The organism is Sporosarcina quadrami (assembly GCF_014836615.1).
Lineage (GTDB): Bacteria > Bacillota > Bacilli > Bacillales_A > Planococcaceae > Sporosarcina > Sporosarcina quadrami.
Genome location: NZ_JACSQN010000008.1, coordinates 75,614 through 90,759, shown reverse-complemented (window position 1 = coordinate 90,759; position 15,146 = coordinate 75,614). Strand labels below are relative to the sequence as shown.

Genomic DNA, 15,146 nt, shown 5'->3' with positions numbered 1-15,146 from the left:
TATCGGATAATGTAACCGATACTTGGCTTATTTGATTTCTTTACTCCATCATATCCCCAAGCAATTCATACGAATGCAGACGTTCTTCATGATTGAAAACACCCGAGCTGATGATCAATTCATTCGCTTTGGTCGCTTGAACAAATGCCTCCATTTTCGCTTTCACTGTTTTAGGACCGCCGATCAATACAGACGGCCAGTCTGCGGTTTCGGCAAGCGCCGCTTTTTCGTAAGGAGACCAGAAAGCATCAACGTCTTCAACGGGTGGCTTGAACTTCGTCGAAACGCCTTTTCGGATATTCAGGAATTGCTGCTGATACGAAGTGGCAAGGTATTTCGCCCGTTCATCCGTATCTGCAACGATTGCGTTGACACCAAGCATGACGTACGGCTCCTTCAAATCTTTCGAAGGCTTGAAATTGCTATGGTAAATCTGCAATGCCTGCATGAGATAGGCAGGTGCAAAGTGACTGGCGAATGAAAATGGCAAACCTAGTTCAGCAGATAGTCTTGCACTAAAATCACTTGAGCCAAGAAGCCAGAGCGGCACATCCTGACCTTCTCCTGGAACGGCGCGTACGCGTGCTGATGGATCGTATTTGAAAAACGAACGTAACTCTGTAAGTTGGTCAGGGAAATCATTGCCGTTGCTATGAAGCGTTCTTCTTAGCGCATAAGCTGTCGCCTGGTCACTTCCTGGCGCACGGCCGAGTCCTAAGTCGATACGTCCCGGATAGAGTGCATTCAATGTACCAAATTGTTCCGCAATGACGAGCGGTGCATGGTTCGGAAGCATGACGCCGCCTGCTCCTACGCGGATGGTTTTCGTTGCACCCGCTACATGGCCAATAATGATCGATGTCGCTGAACTGGCAACACCCGGCATATTATGATGTTCAGCAAGCCAATAGCGGTTGAATCCCCACTTTTCAACGTGTTGCGCTAGATCGACACTGTTCTTGAATGATTGCGTCGCATCGCTTCCCTCGTTGATCATTGCCAGATCCAGGATGGAAAGCGGAATGCCGTTGAATTTTTTTGATTGTGCAGTAATCATATGGAACTCACTCCTTCAGTATATGGAATCGCGGTTCAAGTTTTTATTCAGACTTGAAAATAGTGTATGGAATCTTTTTTTCATTAGTAATGAACGGCTGTTCACCTTCTATCATACCGTTTTGCCCTTCCGTCTTCCAATGAACGGATTCATATGGTTATCTAAAAAAGACTCAAAGGAAAACAGTTTACACTGTATTTCCCGAGAGTCTTTTCCATATGCCGCTCTTATTCTGTCACTTCAAAACCTAGACGGATTGCCGGCATTGCAGAACCCGGATGATCTGTAGAATACGTCAATTGAGGAATCAATGTCATATCCGTATCTTTTTCCTTCTGTCTGTAAAGACCAGGATACATATCAATGACATGGTACCCGACATCGCCTGTAGCAATCACATCGAATGTCAAAGTTCCCTGGCTATTGAATGAACAGAGATAACCTGTATAGGCATTATCATATGTCAGATAATATGCGTTATCGAACTCTGTCCACCCGCCGCCTTTGATTGTCACTTCAATCTTCGTTCCGACTGGACCAGATGTCGGAGAGATGCTGACAAGTGTAGGCTTAATACTCAAGTACGTTTGACCAACGACTTTATCTCCGATTTTCGCATCAATCCGGTGAGGGATTCCGCCAAGATCGTCGGGAATCTTGAAATCATACGTGAAAGCGCCATCGCCGTCTGTCTTGATCGTATCAAGGACAGAACTTTCTTCAGCGAAGCCTAAACCGCTGACACGGCTGCCTTTCATCGTATTCCAGACAAGTTCCACTTCTTTATCTTTATCCAATCCTTCAGCAGTCATTGTTACAGGATCACCGACTGCACCGATTTCTGTATCGAGCGTCATTGTCACACCTGAATCATTTTTCAGTTCAGGCATTTCAACTCCGCCGTTTGCTGCAACGGGAGCATCTTCTACATGACTCTCACCGATAAAAGGTTCGTCAGTAATTGTAAACATGAAGTCAGGTGCCGGTTTATCGGGATAAGGCGATTGTAGATAGTTAATGTACTGCATACCAAGATAGCCTGTACGGAGACGAATGGCATGATCTCCAGGATTTCCTGCAGCCCGGATTTTTGCCTCCGCTTTACCGTTTGTTGCAATGGCGGATACAAGACCCGTGTATTTATTGTCATACGTCAATTGCCAGTTTCGCATATACGTGCTATGACCAAGACCTTCCACTTCAATCGTGATTTCCGTTCCGACCGGTCCGGATTCGGGTGTCATTTTGAATGTAGGGTCGACTGTGTAAGCCGTTTGACCGATTTTCTTATTATCAGTCGCTACGTAGACTGTGTAATCGCCACCGAAGCCTTCAGGAATCGTGAATGAATCTGCCCACTTTCCATCAGCATCACTTTTCCCTTCCAATATGACGACATCTTCCGTCACAAATTCGGGTCCGATCACTTCGTATTCGTTCTCGATTGCATAGGAGCCATCGACTGTCGGCCAGACGAGCTGGACATCTGCATTTTTAGGAAGCTGATCGATCGTAAACTCGACTTCATCACCGATAAAACCTCTTGAAGCCGAAAGCTTGATGTTGTTTTTCATCTCTTCCGCTTTGTCCATCAGTTTGTCGTTATTCTTCTTTTCAGCTGCAGCTGTAGAACTGTTATCTACACCACTTGCTTGATCATTATCAGTTGCAGCTTCGGATTTCTCTCCATCACTGCATCCTGCCAGGACGATCATGACACCGAAGATCATCATGAAAGCGAATGACAGATTTTTTTTCATTTTTGAAGGCAATACGGTCACCTAACTTTCCTATTATTCTACGACGACTAATTTAGCTGTCATGTCCGAGTGTCCTGCGCCGCAGAACACGCTGCAGTAGATTTTGTACTCACCGGGTTTTTCCGGTGTAAATTTCGCTTCGCCGTTTGCATCCTTAATATTGATATCCGTATCTTCAATCGCAAGACCGTGCATGCCTTCATCAGAAGTCAAAGATACTTTCACTTCTTCGCCTGCTTTTACGTAGAAGACTTTCTCGCCTTTAGGACCTGCGAATTCAAAGTTCACTGCATGCACATCGACGTTCTGGTTCGTTTCCACTTTTGATAAGTCCACTTCTTCTTCGTCTGGCTCTTCTTCAGGTTCCGTCGCAGCTTCACCATCCACATCGACGATTGATAATAATGAAGGGGCTACATTGAACGGACGGAATTCACCTTTCAGATCTCCTGCTTCACCTGTTACGTAATACTCCAGGCTGCCTGTAGGTGTTTCTGCAGTGACTGGATAAGCAACAACCCAAAAGTCTTCGTCGCCATGTGTTCCGTATACCATGTCAAGTTCTTCACCTGTAGATAAGTGCACTTTCAAATTTGCGTCTTTCACTTGTTCGTTCGTTCTTGAGTCCAATGCGTTCATACGGAAGACCAGTTTGTCACCTGCAGAATAACGGCTTGCAAGTACGCAGCCGCCCTGTTCAGACACTGTATCCCCGGAAATCATCAAAAACTCCTTGCCGTTCATATCCGTTTCAGTTGTTTCTTTTTTGTCTTCACTGCATGCACCTAGAACTAACAGCGCTCCAAACAGCAACGAAAAAATCAAAAATCTTTTGTTTTTCATATGTTTTCCTCCTAGATGAATAGAATATGTATCTTATATTTCTATTCCCTAACATTTGTGTTTCCGAAACATTAAATTTCAACATAAGAGGTTTAACAATGGTTTTACCAGATAAACGAGTACATAGACCCACCTCTTACGATGCAAAATCGGTTTGTGATCCGATGAAACTAATTCGCTGTTGATTCGTATAGGATAGTAGGATACGGAGAAAGGGTTGAGCAATATGAGATCATCAAACCCAAGTTTAGGGAAAACTACGTTCAAGGATCTTCAAGTCAACGACGGCAATGTTATGACAATTCAAGGTACCGTGAATAAAACACTCATCCTATTCTTGCTGATGTGCGCAACCGCTACATTTACTTGGACGCAGTATTTTGCCGGGAAAGACATCCAATCACTCGTGTGGATCGGGTTTGGTGGAGGGTTTGTTGTAGCGCTAATTACGATTTTTGTTAAGAAAACTGCCGCATATACTGCCCCGCTCTATGCATTGCTGGAAGGTCTGGCACTTGGCGGACTGTCCGCTATGTACGAAACAATGTATGCGGGAATAACGACACAAGCCATTTTGCTGACATTCGGAACGTTGTTCGCTTTATTGTTTGCCTATAAAACGAGACTCATCAAAGTGACTGAGAACTTTAAATTAGGGGTATTCGCTGCAACCGGCGCCATATTCTTTGTCTATATCGCCGATTTCATCCTTCGCTTTTTCGGGATGAATGTACCTTTCATCCATGAAACAGGATTGATCGGTATTGGTATATCCGTTGTGATTGTGGTAGTCGCCGCATTGAATCTTGTTCTGGATTTCGATTTCATTGAGCAAGGTACCGATCAGCGGGCACCGAAGTATATGGAATGGTATGGAGCATTCGGCTTGATGGTAACGCTTGTCTGGCTATACTTGGAGATTTTGCGGTTATTGGCTAAAATCAGAAGCAATAAATGAGTAAAAGATCTACTCTGCCTCAGCCAGCAAGACGTTGGAAGAATAGATCTTTATATTATTGCCTTCTTTTAATCCAGAATCTTCTTATGACATTACCGTGTTCCTCTTCGAATGGCTCAGCTTCTATACCGCCATTGTTTAGAATGGCTTTTGCAGAACCAATATTGTCTTCATTGCATGTAATCAGAACATCATCAATGCCAAGTTCATCTGTGATCTTCATAGCTTCTGACAGAATCTTTGTGGCGTATCCTTTTCTCCTTTCAGAAGGACGGATACTGCAGCCGATATGCCCGTCGACATTTAGAAGATAATCGTTTAACTTGTGGCGGATCGTCACCATTCCGAGTATACGGTCATCGTCGACGAGAAAGAAATTGGATGTCGGGATTTGGCCCGGCTGTCCACTTTCCAGGTGAGTAAGTTGGTCCAGAAATTGATTGTATGAGACGTCAGGCTCCAATCGAAAACGGTTTGGGGACAATTTTCCTTCACCCCACTCCGATATGTAGGCAAGGTGTTCATTCTGCCATTTTTCAGACGGCTTTTCGAGTCGCATGCAAATCGCTCCCTTCTTGCTGACTTGTGCAATTTATTTGATTCTATCATGTGGAAGGTTAAGTTTGATAGAAGTGTGGGCGGTTATCTTATTGGGTTGAGCGATTCTAGACTTGGATCGAGTGGTTGCATAATGTGCACACCTTGTCATTTCGAGCAATTCATGATAAGTTGGTCTGTAGGAAAAATTGCATTATAAAAACCATCTGTATAACCCCGATAATATGGTTCGGGGGTCTCTACCAGGAACCGTTAAATCCTGATTACAAAAGCTATTTTTGTAATCGGGATTTTTCTATGTTTATAACGGGCACAATAGCCCTTGGTTGGAGGAATCAGAATGGATTTCAGAGTGTTTTTATTAGCCATATCGGCGATTACAGTAGGATTGGTTGAATTGGTCGTCGGAGGGATTTTGCCTGTTATTGCGGAAGATTTGGATGTCTCGATTGCGACGGCAGGTCAACTGATCACCGTTTTCGCTTTAGTATATGCAGTCGCTGGGCCGGTGCTTTTATCTTTGACCGCAAAAGTCGGCAGGAAGAAGCTTTATCTCATTGCGTTAGGCGTATTTTTCGTCGGTAACGTGTTCACGTATTTCAGTCCTACATTCGCATTGATGATGGTTGCCCGCATTTTCACGGCTGCCAGTGCGGCATTGGTCATCGTCCTTTCATTAACAATAACCGCCCGTATTGCAACGCCTCAAAAAAGAGCAAAGGCATTGGGCTATATTTATATGGGTATCAGTTCTTCACTCGTTCTTGGCGTGCCAATTGGCATTGTCCTAACAAACGCATTTGGATGGCGTTCGGTGTTTCTCGGAATTGCAATCATGTCGATCGGATCAATTCTGCTGATCGCCAAGTTCTTTGAAGAGATTCCGCCAGGTGAAGTACAACCGCTAAAAGAACAGATTAAAGCTTTAGCGAATAAAAAAATCATTTTTGCTCACTTAGCAACGATGTTCATGTTGGCTGGCCATTATACGGTATATGCCTATTTCACGCCGTTCCTAGAAACGACAATGCAGATCAGCCCTTACTGGATTAGCGTCTTCTACTTCCTGTTCGGACTCGCAGCTGTCGGTGGCGGTGTGTTCGGTGGCAGTCTTGCTACTTGGATTGGATCGACTAAAAGTATATTAATCATATTAGGCGCTTTTGCAGTAAGTCTATTCATCTTACCATTCTCGACGTTTTCGATTCCTGTTTTCATAATCATTATGATGATTTGGGGTGCGTTAAGCTGGGCACTCGCGCCACCACAGCAGGACTATATTATTGAAAGTGATCCGGTGTCATCTGATATTCATCAAAGCTTTAATAATTCGGCGCTGCAGATCGGAATTGCGCTTGGCTCCGGTATAGGCGGGATTGTCTACAGCCAGACGGAAAGTGTTGCGATGATGCCGCCTGTCGGTGGAGGGGTTGTACTTATTGCCTTTACTTGTGCTGCGATTTCACTATCCATTCCAGTGACGAAAAAGATACGTTCATCTCGATTGTAAATCCACACAAAAACTCCCCGGAATGTAAATCATTCCCGGGAGTTTTTTGATGCACTGTCAATCCTTATCGTTTGCGGTTCCGTCATAGTCTTCATTGAACCAGAGCTGTTCCTGATCATCCACTTCTCCATTATAGTTAATGAAGATTTCTTCCCCCGCTTTGATATCTCGATGAGCGAAGAAAATGAATGCGTGTTTCTCAAAACTGATGTCATAATCTGCATTCGGTTCATAGGAATGATTGAACAGCATACCATATCCTAAAAGGATTGCTGTATGATTCGCGCCATATTCGAAAGCGTAATCCGCCAGGGCGGTCTTTTCTATATGGACATGCTCTTCATTCGGATAGGCTACGACGGGCGCCTCGTGGAAGACAGTCCCTTTTGCTATATCACTTGTAGCAAATACACCTCTATTGAATTCACCGTCACTGACGGGCGAAACTTTCACTTCGATCAATTTCATCACCTGCTCACTTATAAGTAGATTCCACTATACCATCAATTCACATATATATATGACATTACGCATTATATTTATCCAATCAAAAGCAGGAATATTGTATGCATGACTCTGTTCATACGAAGGGACTGATTATCTAAACTATTTAAAAGATATTGCCGATACAGATAGATTTGGATATGATTGCTTTAAGGGAGGTAGTTTGCTAATGAATAATGATAATGGGGATTTATTTAATAAAGAAAAACGTCCGGAACCGAAATCGAAAGTCGTAAGACGGGATGGTGAACCTACAGCGGCGTTTAAGGGAGCTGCTCTTGCCGCTCTCGCTATTGGAGTCATCTCCTATTTGCTCGGTTTGTATAATGCAGCAATGGAACTGAATGAGAAAGGCTATTATTTTGCAATTTTAATCTTTGGTTTGTATGCCGCTGTTTCCTTGCAAAAAGCTGTGCGGGATAAAGAGGAAGACATCCCCGTCACTGCTGTCTATTACGGTATCAGCTGGTTTGCACTCATAACTGCTGTTGCACTTATGGCAATTGGTTTGTATAATGCGGGCAGTATAGTTTTGAGTGAAAAAGGATTTTATGCAATGGCTTTTGTGCTGAGTGTCTTTGCTGCAGTTACTGTGCAGAAGAATGTACGGGATACACAAAAAGCTCGTAGTGATGACTGAGAGTTTAAGTCAAAAGAGCGGACTCCACGAAGGAATCCGCTCTTTTTCCGTATAAAAAACGACAAACGTTTTTTTAGAGACTTCAAATAAAAAATACACCAGCCGTTTACGGGGCCGGTGTGTTTCATGATACGTCTTGTTTTAACTCTTCATGTATCTTACGGGCTTTTTGTTCAGCCGCCTGTTTGGTTTTACTGTAAACAGTAATGAGCTTGTTCTCCATAATGAAATTCCATTGTTTCTTCATATCGTATTCACCTACCTATTTCAGTTACATGATGACTATACCCTTTGAAAGGAATGTTTAAACATTCACGACAATGATGGTGACATTATCAAAAAAGAAGCGCCATAGGACAGCTTCTTGTCCATGGGCTTTTGCATCCTTTAATCTTTGTAGGGATCGAACTCATTTGCACCAGCCATACAGACGCCGACCGGTTTCAAACTATGCAACACGTCAACGGTCTCTTCATGTGCATCGAGGACTTCCTGTAATTTCCGGTAAACGAAAGGGCTTTCATCCGTTCCACCGCCACGTAGTTCCACACCGTAATCCTTTATTGCTTGATCCATCTGTTCCTGGGAAACTTCTCCGCCACTTCGCTTCTTCGTTTTCCAATTCATCTTCCCAGCAGCCTGGGTGCGACTCATAATTCTGCCTGCCCCATGAACAGTACTATAGAAAGAATCTGCATTTGCTTCATTGTTTTTACCGCGCACAATTACCGAAATGTCACCCATGCTTCCACCAATGAACCCCATCTGTCCAGGAGCGGAAGGAGTTGCGCCTTTTCGGACGACGACATAGTTTTTGCCACCGTGCGTCTCTTTCCACGCATAGTTATGATGGTTATGCACGGCAAATTCTGACGTTGCCCCTAAAATGGACAGCACTTTATCCATCACATAATTTCTACCCGCATACGCGAACTTTCCGCTTAACTCCATGGCACGGTAATACAGATCGCCCAGCTCACTGTCGAGATCGATCAATGTCGGTGCTTGTTCCATACTTTCGCCGGGTGCACGATCTGAAAATCTACGACCATTCGCCAAGTTCATAAATCCGCTCGCTGTCTTATGGCCGAATCCTCTGCTCCCGAAATGATTGGCAACCCATACGTCCCCTGTTTTTTCTTCCACTAACAGATCGACAAAATGATTCCCAGACCCGACCGTTCCTAGCTGGTCTTTCGCCAGCTTCTTCAACTTGTCGTGTTCTTGTTGACCGATTTCCTTATAAATAAGCCAATTGTCATCATCGAATAGGTCATCGTCTACACGCTCATTATTTTTTCGACCGACACCAAACGAAATCGCTGTTGCAATTTCATCCATTAAGTGCGGCAAATCCTTTTGCATGTCTTGCCATTTTAAATTGGTTCGGACCGCTTTATTGCCGCAGGCGATGTCGTATCCGACGCCGGACGGTGAAATTTGTCCGTCATAGACAATGACACCACCGACTGGCTGGCTGTAGCCATAATGCCCATCTGCACATAACACGCCACCTACTACTTGTCCCGTCTGTAAACAGTTATCGAATTGACGTAATGTATTGTCATCGTGAATGCCGTAAATTTTCTTTTTCATGAATGAAACCTTCCTTTCTGTCTGGATAAAACCGTTAACCTCCCATTTCGATATCGCACTGTCAAAATCCTCTTTTGTAGGCTTGTTCTAAATTCTGAATAGCCTCATACGATGATAGGAGAGCAAAAATTCATTTTAAAAAAGGGGACAAGGGTATGTTTGCTATTCATTATTATGAAAATAAGGTGTATGTATTTAACCATGCTACAGAAAACGTTCCTTCCGTGGATGAAACGATCAGAATTAAAGGGCGCAACGGGAAAGTGTTGAACGTAGAGCAAAAGGGTGAGCAAAAGTATTTTGTGTTTATTGAGTTTGAGAAGGTAATTGATAAGAGTAAAATTGATCCAAGAGATCTTAAGAAGAAAAGAAGATAACCTCTACAATGTCTGTTCATGGCATCCACCATGCATAGGCATTTTTTCGTACTTATGATTGAAATGTCATTTTTCATCCCAGCGTGCAAATTTCAAAAAAAACTGCTAAAGTTAGTTAGCAAATCAATTCGTTAATTGAATATATTCAAAAAGGAGTTGCTGTAATGGAAGATAAAAGTAAGTTGCGACTTGTACTTGCGGGGATCCTATTAGGCATATTAATGGCTGCTATGGACAATACGATCGTGGCAACTGCGCTCGGTTCCATTTTAGGGGATTTGGGTGGTGTGGATAGTTATATATGGATCACTTCGGCTTATGCGGTTGCCGTACTTGCGGGTATGCCTATTTTCGGAAAACTGTCAGATATGTATGGCCGAAAGCGATTTTTCGTTTTCGGGATTATTGTTTTCATGATTGGATCCGCACTATGTGGATTGGCACAATCCGTTCCACAACTTGCCGCTTTCCGGGCAATCCAAGGAATTGGTGGCGGCGCACTGTTACCGATTGCTTTTACAATCGTATTCGATGTATTCCCGCCTGAACAACGAGGTAAGATGACAGGTCTTCTTGGTGCTGTTTTTGGTGCCTCCAGTGTCATTGGGCCGTTGCTCGGTGCTTGGATTACAGAGGCTATCAGCTGGCATTGGGTTTTCTATGTAAACTTGCCGATTGGTCTTATTTCTTTATTATTAATTGTCCGTTTTTACAAAGAGGCCACAAAACCTTCGAAACAGGCAATCGATTGGCTTGGTGCCATTACGCTTGTCACCGCAGTTGTCAGTCTTATGTTCGGGCTTGAATTCGGCGGGAAGGAATTTGCTTGGTCTTCTTGGCAAAGCATTACGTTGTTCAGTATTTTTGCAGTCTTTTTCATCATTTTCATTTGGGCAGAAACACGTGCGAAAGAACCGATCATTTCGTTTTGGATGTTCAAAAATCGGTTGTTTGCTTCCTCTCAAATACTTGCCTTCCTGTATGGGGCAACTTTTATTGGGCTGACGATTTTCATCCCAATCTTTGTACAAGCCGTCTATGGAGGGTCTGCAACTAATGCCGGGATCATACTGATGCCGATGTTGTTGGGCTCGGTTGTCGGAAGTGCGCTTGGGGGGATTTTGCAGACGAAGACCACATACCGAAAGATCATGGCCATCTCGGTGATTGCTTATTCGATCGGAATGATTTTGATGAGCACGATTTCACCCGATACTTCAAGAGTCGTTTTATCGACGTATATGGTTTTCGTCGGTTTCGGAGTAGGATTTTCATTCTCCCTGCTCCCTGCGGCTTCCGTGCACAAAATGGATTTCCGCCATCGCGGATCTGCCAATTCGACGAATTCATTTTTCCGGTCGTTGGGACTTGCCCTTGGTATTACGATTTTCGGTGCAATCCAGACGAAAATACTGACGCGTGATATGGCTGCTGGCTTTGCAAAACTTCCTGGCAATGGAGCTGGCGGAGTCGAATCATTCGGCAATGTTCAAAGCGCCTTCTTGCCTGAAACGCGGAAGACGATTCCGCCTGATGTGTTGGACGTTATCACGAATGCGATGTCCCACTCGATTTCCACGACGTTCCTATGGGCTTTGATCCCGGTTGCAATTTCGATATTCGCGGTCTTTTATATGGGTCCAGAACGATTGGAAGTACCGAGTAAAAAAGAGAACTAAGGTATTTTTTGAGATGTTTTCCCTAGTAAGTATTACGGGCTTATTATTTAGTCTATTCATTTGTCCAAAGAACTTGAAAAAACCGAGTGCCTACTACCAAAAACGGTAAGGAGGCACTCGGTTTTTCTTTATTTTATTCTCTACTAATCACTATTCAAATTTCCGCTTCCACTTCTTTTTTAACTGGTGACTTTTTTGCAATGATAACGACTAACATTATCGCAACAGACACGATAAGACTGATGGAAAGAACACTATATTGGAAACGGATTGTTTCGGAACCTACCAGTTTGCCGATTGAATCCAGCACGACCGGGGACAGGAATTGTCCGACATAGATCATGCTCGAAACGATGGAAATGACCCGGTCACTCAATCGTGGATCTACATTCCCTAGAACTTTGACGTTGATGAGCGGGAAGACAATTCCTTGGCCGAAACCGACCATGCAGACGCCTAGCAGAATTAACGGGATGGAATGTGTAATTGTCAGAAGACCAAATGCGAGACCCATCGACAAAACGGCCGCAGGCATCAGATACTTCTTGAAGAACGTTTGCAGGCTGACGAGTGTCATGCTCGTAATCATGCCGCCCACTGTAGAGAATGCCATGACAAAACCTGCAGTCTTTGAATTGCCGAGGTCACTCTGTTCGAGATAAAGCGCCATATTCGTTGCGACAGCATAATAAGCCAGCATGAGACCGCAAGCCCCTAAAGCAATCCCGATGACGGAAAGGGGCATTTTCGGTTTATCCTGCCCGACCCGCGGTTTCAATGGTTCATTTTTAGGCAGGAAGAAGAATACGAGAACAAAGATGACAAGCCCCAGCCAATAGACATTGAAAGGAACACTCCAATTGAATGCTGCCAAGTAACCTGCAAGCAACATCGTAATAATACCGCCGACATTACTGAATGCGGTATTGTATCCCATCATTTTCGTCCGTTCTTTCCCCTGGAAGTGGTCACTGATCAGCGTGAACGAAAGCGGCATGACCAGTCCAACACCCGCTCCGAGGATTAGACGGAACGCAAGCAACACTTCGATCGTGTTGGAAAATTGCGCCCCTACACCACCAAAAACATAGATGGCAAGTCCGATGAGGACAATGGAGCGTTTGGAAATCTTCTTCGTCAGGAAACTGGAGATGAACGAAAAAGGGATGATCATCAGTGACGGAATCGTCAGAACAAGCTTGATGAGCATCGGATCAGAATCATGGAACTGCGCCGCAATCAGTCCTAATGCCGGTGAAATTGCTGCACCTGCCATAACTGTCGCCATTGCAATCGCGATAATTGTCGGCTTTAACATTTTATTCATGTTATATACCCCCAAAAGAATAATTTCAGTTTCTTATATTAGTTAGCATGCTAATTAAAACTCATTTCCTTCAAAAAGTCAAACAGGCTATAATTATTACCTTTGTGAGTTGGCATCTGTTTTGCTATAATTAGCAGACTAAACGTTCATGGAGGTTACGCAATGATCGAAAGCGAAATCCGTATTTTATTACAATCAATCGCTATCCAAACTAGAAAGCGCTATGCCAATCAATTGCGCGAACTCGGGTTACATATCGGCCAAGAACTCGCCCTCTCTCATTTATGGGAACAGGATGGCATTACACAATCACAATTGCGCTTAAAAATGGGCTCAGAAGCTTCGACAGTGAGCAATATGTTGAGGAAACTGGAGCAAGATGACATCATCTACCGTAAAGTGGATGATGCAGATCACCGAATTTCAAATGTTTTTCTCACATCGAAAGGACGGCAACTCGAAGGTCCGATTATGGAGATTTGGAAAGCACATGAACAGGTGCTACTTGCAGGAATCGTACCCGAGGAATTATTGCTACTGCGCAGAATCCTGCAACAGATGGACGATAACTTGTTGTAATTTTTTCGAGGTACCTTTCGAGGTACCTTTCGAGGTACCTGTGCAAGACGTAATTCAGACAATACACTACAATTGCATAAAAACAGGAGAGGAACCTCATCAAATGAATATTCGACGAGGTCCCTCTGTATTTTTATACTTTTTGTTAAATAGTCATAAATGTGCCGTGCACAGGTACCGACATATTTATAGTTGGAGTAGCTTCATTTCTTTGCGGTAGCTCGCGATGATTTTTATTATTAGGTAAATCCATAGAATCATGCTTACAATGAGTAAAGAACGGATGAAACCTATAAAGGACCATTCGAAAAATGGACTTGGTGATGAGACGGTGTTTATATATATTGACTGGATTGTCATAAGCACAATGAGTGCAGCTATTCCTATATTCATGCGAAATGCTTTTCGCATATGGCGCGCTTTTTCTTCAGGATCGTAGATGAATGCAGGCACTTTTTCACCAGCTTTGTATGGCATCGCCCAAATCGAGTAGTTTAGCCAAGAGAGATTAGAAGCAAATTTTAATTGCCAGCCATTTTCCTTATGGAATGAATAGAAATCCGTGTTTACTTTAGACTCGAAGTTCACTTCGTAGCTTATTTGTTGTGGTTCGCATTTTGTGAATGTGAAGAAAAGTGTACTTACGGATTCAAGTATGAGTCCTTGCGCCGCTAAACTTTCAAGCCATTTTTTCGTTTGATATGGTTGATACATCCAACCTGGACGTAGTTTACGAGTCTTCTCTCCACTCGTAACTTCATCTACTTCAGCGCCCATTTCACTCACTTCAAATTTCCTGTATGCGCGGAATACGTAAATGGCCAATCCTCCAAGGCACACGAATAAGATAAACGGCATGAGCAACGGAGTCCATATGAATCTTGCTTCTGAAACACTTAACCCGATTCCCATAATTACGATCAATGGAAGTTGAAGTGACAAGAGTAAGGTTGCTAATGCTAGGAACAGATAGGAATGGAATCGAGTCCTTTTCAAAATGGAGTTGCGCAACGGAATCGTCCTTGCATTCTTCGAGTCATTTTTTAGAATTCTCCATTTACCGGCAGAAGCGGCTTTTTTCCAACCCGAAGAACGTAAACCGGATGTCAGTTCTTTTTCATTGTATTGAATGGCGTACGACGTTTCAGAACTTGGTCCTTTTTGAAACGTAAACGTTCTGGCCAATGGATTGAGATCCTGAACGTGATTACCATCTTGCGCCATTTGAGATAGCCATCGCTCGGTATTATCAATCCGATAACTCCAAAACAATCGAGTCTTTTTCATAAAAAGTCCCCCTCAAATTTAACAGCATTCGTGTACAGTTCTTTTAAACGTCTCATCTCTACCTGCATTATTCGTTTGCCGCAATCCGTCACTTCATAAATCGTTTTCCGCTTTTCATCTGCAAAAACAGCAATCATCGCATCCTTCTGCATTTTCGTCAACGTACCGTACACAGTTCCAGACCCAAGTTTTAATCGGCCTTCCGTCAGCTCTTCGACGCACTTTATGATGCCATAGCCATGTCGCGGTTCCGTCAATGACAATAGAATGTAAAAGGCAGTTTCCGTCATCGGTACGTATTTCTTTAGTAGTTTATCCACAGAACTCCTCCATATGTCTTGTCGCTATATGTCATGATGCGACTATATCACACCGCGACATATAAGTACAAATGAATTTTAGGTACCTGTGCAAGACGCAATTCAGACAATACACTACAATTGCATAAAATCAGGAGAGGAACCTCATCAA

At 43.5% G+C, this 15,146-nt stretch carries 16 protein-coding genes and 1 riboswitch; of the genes, 6 read left to right on the top strand and 10 right to left on the bottom strand.

The window, feature by feature from the left end:
• Positions 1–40: 40 nt before the first annotated feature.
• From H9649_RS10230 to H9649_RS10220, 3 genes are all read right to left on the bottom strand, one after another.
• Positions 41–1,057 (bottom strand): LLM class flavin-dependent oxidoreductase, encoded by a 1,017-nt coding sequence (locus tag H9649_RS10230; RefSeq protein ID WP_191694661.1) that lies wholly within the window; start codon positions 1,055–1,057, stop codon positions 41–43.
• 227 nt (positions 1,058–1,284) lie between these two features.
• Positions 1,285–2,829, bottom strand: coding sequence for an IPT/TIG domain-containing protein (locus H9649_RS10225; protein WP_191694660.1), 1,545 nt, complete (start codon positions 2,827–2,829; stop codon positions 1,285–1,287).
• A gap of 21 nt (positions 2,830–2,850) precedes the next feature.
• Positions 2,851–3,660, bottom strand: a complete 810-nt coding sequence (locus H9649_RS10220; RefSeq protein ID WP_191694658.1) for a cupredoxin domain-containing protein — start codon at positions 3,658–3,660, stop codon at positions 2,851–2,853.
• A gap of 226 nt (positions 3,661–3,886) precedes the next feature.
• Between H9649_RS10220 and H9649_RS10215 the strand changes: the two genes are divergently transcribed.
• Positions 3,887–4,618, top strand: a complete 732-nt coding sequence (locus H9649_RS10215) for a Bax inhibitor-1/YccA family protein (protein ID WP_191694656.1) — start codon at positions 3,887–3,889, stop codon at positions 4,616–4,618.
• A 55-nt stretch (positions 4,619–4,673) separates the two neighbouring features.
• On the opposite strand, the gene H9649_RS10210 is transcribed toward H9649_RS10215, so the two are convergent.
• Positions 4,674–5,177, bottom strand: a complete 504-nt coding sequence (locus tag H9649_RS10210; protein ID WP_191694655.1) for a GNAT family N-acetyltransferase — start codon at positions 5,175–5,177, stop codon at positions 4,674–4,676.
• A 185-nt stretch (positions 5,178–5,362) separates the two neighbouring features.
• Positions 5,363–5,462: riboswitch (purine riboswitch) on the top strand.
• A gap of 54 nt (positions 5,463–5,516) precedes the next feature.
• Between H9649_RS10210 and H9649_RS10205 the strand changes: the two genes are divergently transcribed.
• Positions 5,517–6,686 carry an MFS transporter gene (locus H9649_RS10205; RefSeq protein WP_191694654.1) on the top strand — a complete coding sequence of 390 codons (1,170 nt, stop codon included), beginning with the start codon at positions 5,517–5,519 and terminating at the stop codon, positions 6,684–6,686.
• A 57-nt stretch (positions 6,687–6,743) separates the two neighbouring features.
• On the opposite strand, the gene H9649_RS10200 is transcribed toward H9649_RS10205, so the two are convergent.
• A complete protein-coding gene (locus tag H9649_RS10200; RefSeq protein WP_191694653.1) occupies positions 6,744–7,148 on the bottom strand; it encodes an SET domain-containing protein in 405 nt (134 codons plus the stop codon).
• 211 nt (positions 7,149–7,359) lie between these two features.
• Here H9649_RS10200 and yiaA point away from each other — a divergent pair, with 211 nt between their 5' ends.
• A complete protein-coding gene (yiaA, locus tag H9649_RS10195; protein WP_191694652.1) occupies positions 7,360–7,830 on the top strand; it encodes an inner membrane protein YiaA in 471 nt (156 codons plus the stop codon).
• 124 nt (positions 7,831–7,954) lie between these two features.
• Here the strand turns inward: yiaA and H9649_RS17965 are convergent, their stop codons facing one another.
• Together H9649_RS17965 and H9649_RS10190 are read right to left on the bottom strand one after the other, a co-directional pair.
• A complete protein-coding gene (locus H9649_RS17965) occupies positions 7,955–8,077 on the bottom strand; it encodes a hypothetical protein (protein WP_263614096.1) in 123 nt (40 codons plus the stop codon).
• A 140-nt stretch (positions 8,078–8,217) separates the two neighbouring features.
• Positions 8,218–9,426, bottom strand: a complete 1,209-nt coding sequence (locus H9649_RS10190; protein ID WP_191694651.1) for an RtcB family protein — start codon at positions 9,424–9,426, stop codon at positions 8,218–8,220.
• 155 nt (positions 9,427–9,581) lie between these two features.
• Between H9649_RS10190 and H9649_RS10185 the strand changes: the two genes are divergently transcribed.
• Positions 9,582–9,803: a hypothetical protein gene (locus H9649_RS10185; protein ID WP_191694650.1), complete on the top strand. Its 222-nt coding sequence runs from the start codon at positions 9,582–9,584 to the stop codon at positions 9,801–9,803.
• Positions 9,804–9,967: 164 nt separating this feature from the next.
• Positions 9,968–11,482, top strand: a complete 1,515-nt coding sequence (locus H9649_RS10180; RefSeq protein WP_191694649.1) for an MDR family MFS transporter — start codon at positions 9,968–9,970, stop codon at positions 11,480–11,482.
• 154 nt (positions 11,483–11,636) lie between these two features.
• Here the strand turns inward: H9649_RS10180 and H9649_RS10175 are convergent, their stop codons facing one another.
• Positions 11,637–12,809, bottom strand: coding sequence for an MFS transporter (locus H9649_RS10175; RefSeq protein ID WP_225229809.1), 1,173 nt, complete (start codon positions 12,807–12,809; stop codon positions 11,637–11,639).
• 162 nt (positions 12,810–12,971) lie between these two features.
• On the opposite strand from H9649_RS10175, the gene H9649_RS10170 reads away from it, so the two are divergent.
• Positions 12,972–13,388 carry a MarR family winged helix-turn-helix transcriptional regulator gene (locus H9649_RS10170; protein WP_191694647.1) on the top strand — a complete coding sequence of 139 codons (417 nt, stop codon included), beginning with the start codon at positions 12,972–12,974 and terminating at the stop codon, positions 13,386–13,388.
• Between the two features lie 186 nt (positions 13,389–13,574).
• Here the strand turns inward: H9649_RS10170 and H9649_RS10165 are convergent, their stop codons facing one another.
• Positions 13,575–14,675 carry a DUF2812 domain-containing protein gene (locus H9649_RS10165; RefSeq protein ID WP_191694645.1) on the bottom strand — a complete coding sequence of 367 codons (1,101 nt, stop codon included), beginning with the start codon at positions 14,673–14,675 and terminating at the stop codon, positions 13,575–13,577.
• A complete protein-coding gene (locus H9649_RS10160; RefSeq protein ID WP_191694824.1) occupies positions 14,672–14,965 on the bottom strand; it encodes a PadR family transcriptional regulator in 294 nt (97 codons plus the stop codon). Before H9649_RS10160 ends, H9649_RS10165 begins: the two co-directional genes overlap by 4 nt.
• Between the last annotated feature and the right edge of the window lie 181 nt (positions 14,966–15,146).

What these genes read in the sequence shown, in the direction of transcription:
- H9649_RS10185 (WP_191694650.1), top strand. Translation starts at nt 9,582, where the DNA reads ATGTTTGCTATTCATTATTATGAAAATAAGGTGTATGTATTTAACCAT.
- H9649_RS10165 (WP_191694645.1), bottom strand. Translation starts at nt 14,675, where the DNA reads ATGAAAAAGACTCGATTGTTTTGGAGTTATCGGATTGATAATACCGAG.
- H9649_RS10180 (WP_191694649.1), top strand. Translation starts at nt 9,968, where the DNA reads ATGGAAGATAAAAGTAAGTTGCGACTTGTACTTGCGGGGATCCTATTA.
- H9649_RS10215 (WP_191694656.1), top strand. Translation starts at nt 3,887, where the DNA reads ATGAGATCATCAAACCCAAGTTTAGGGAAAACTACGTTCAAGGATCTT.
- H9649_RS10220 (WP_191694658.1), bottom strand. Translation starts at nt 3,660, where the DNA reads ATGAAAAACAAAAGATTTTTGATTTTTTCGTTGCTGTTTGGAGCGCTG.
- H9649_RS10230 (WP_191694661.1), bottom strand. Translation starts at nt 1,057, where the DNA reads ATGATTACTGCACAATCAAAAAAATTCAACGGCATTCCGCTTTCCATC.
- H9649_RS10190 (WP_191694651.1), bottom strand. Translation starts at nt 9,426, where the DNA reads ATGAAAAAGAAAATTTACGGCATTCACGATGACAATACATTACGTCAA.
- H9649_RS17965 (WP_263614096.1), bottom strand. Translation starts at nt 8,077, where the DNA reads ATGAAGAAACAATGGAATTTCATTATGGAGAACAAGCTCATTACTGTT.
- H9649_RS10170 (WP_191694647.1), top strand. Translation starts at nt 12,972, where the DNA reads ATGATCGAAAGCGAAATCCGTATTTTATTACAATCAATCGCTATCCAA.
- H9649_RS10175 (WP_225229809.1), bottom strand. Translation starts at nt 12,809, where the DNA reads ATGAATAAAATGTTAAAGCCGACAATTATCGCGATTGCAATGGCGACA.
- H9649_RS10160 (WP_191694824.1), bottom strand. Translation starts at nt 14,965, where the DNA reads ATGACGGAAACTGCCTTTTACATTCTATTGTCATTGACGGAACCGCGA.
- H9649_RS10205 (WP_191694654.1), top strand. Translation starts at nt 5,517, where the DNA reads ATGGATTTCAGAGTGTTTTTATTAGCCATATCGGCGATTACAGTAGGA.
- yiaA (WP_191694652.1), top strand. Translation starts at nt 7,360, where the DNA reads ATGAATAATGATAATGGGGATTTATTTAATAAAGAAAAACGTCCGGAA.
- H9649_RS10210 (WP_191694655.1), bottom strand. Translation starts at nt 5,177, where the DNA reads ATGCGACTCGAAAAGCCGTCTGAAAAATGGCAGAATGAACACCTTGCC.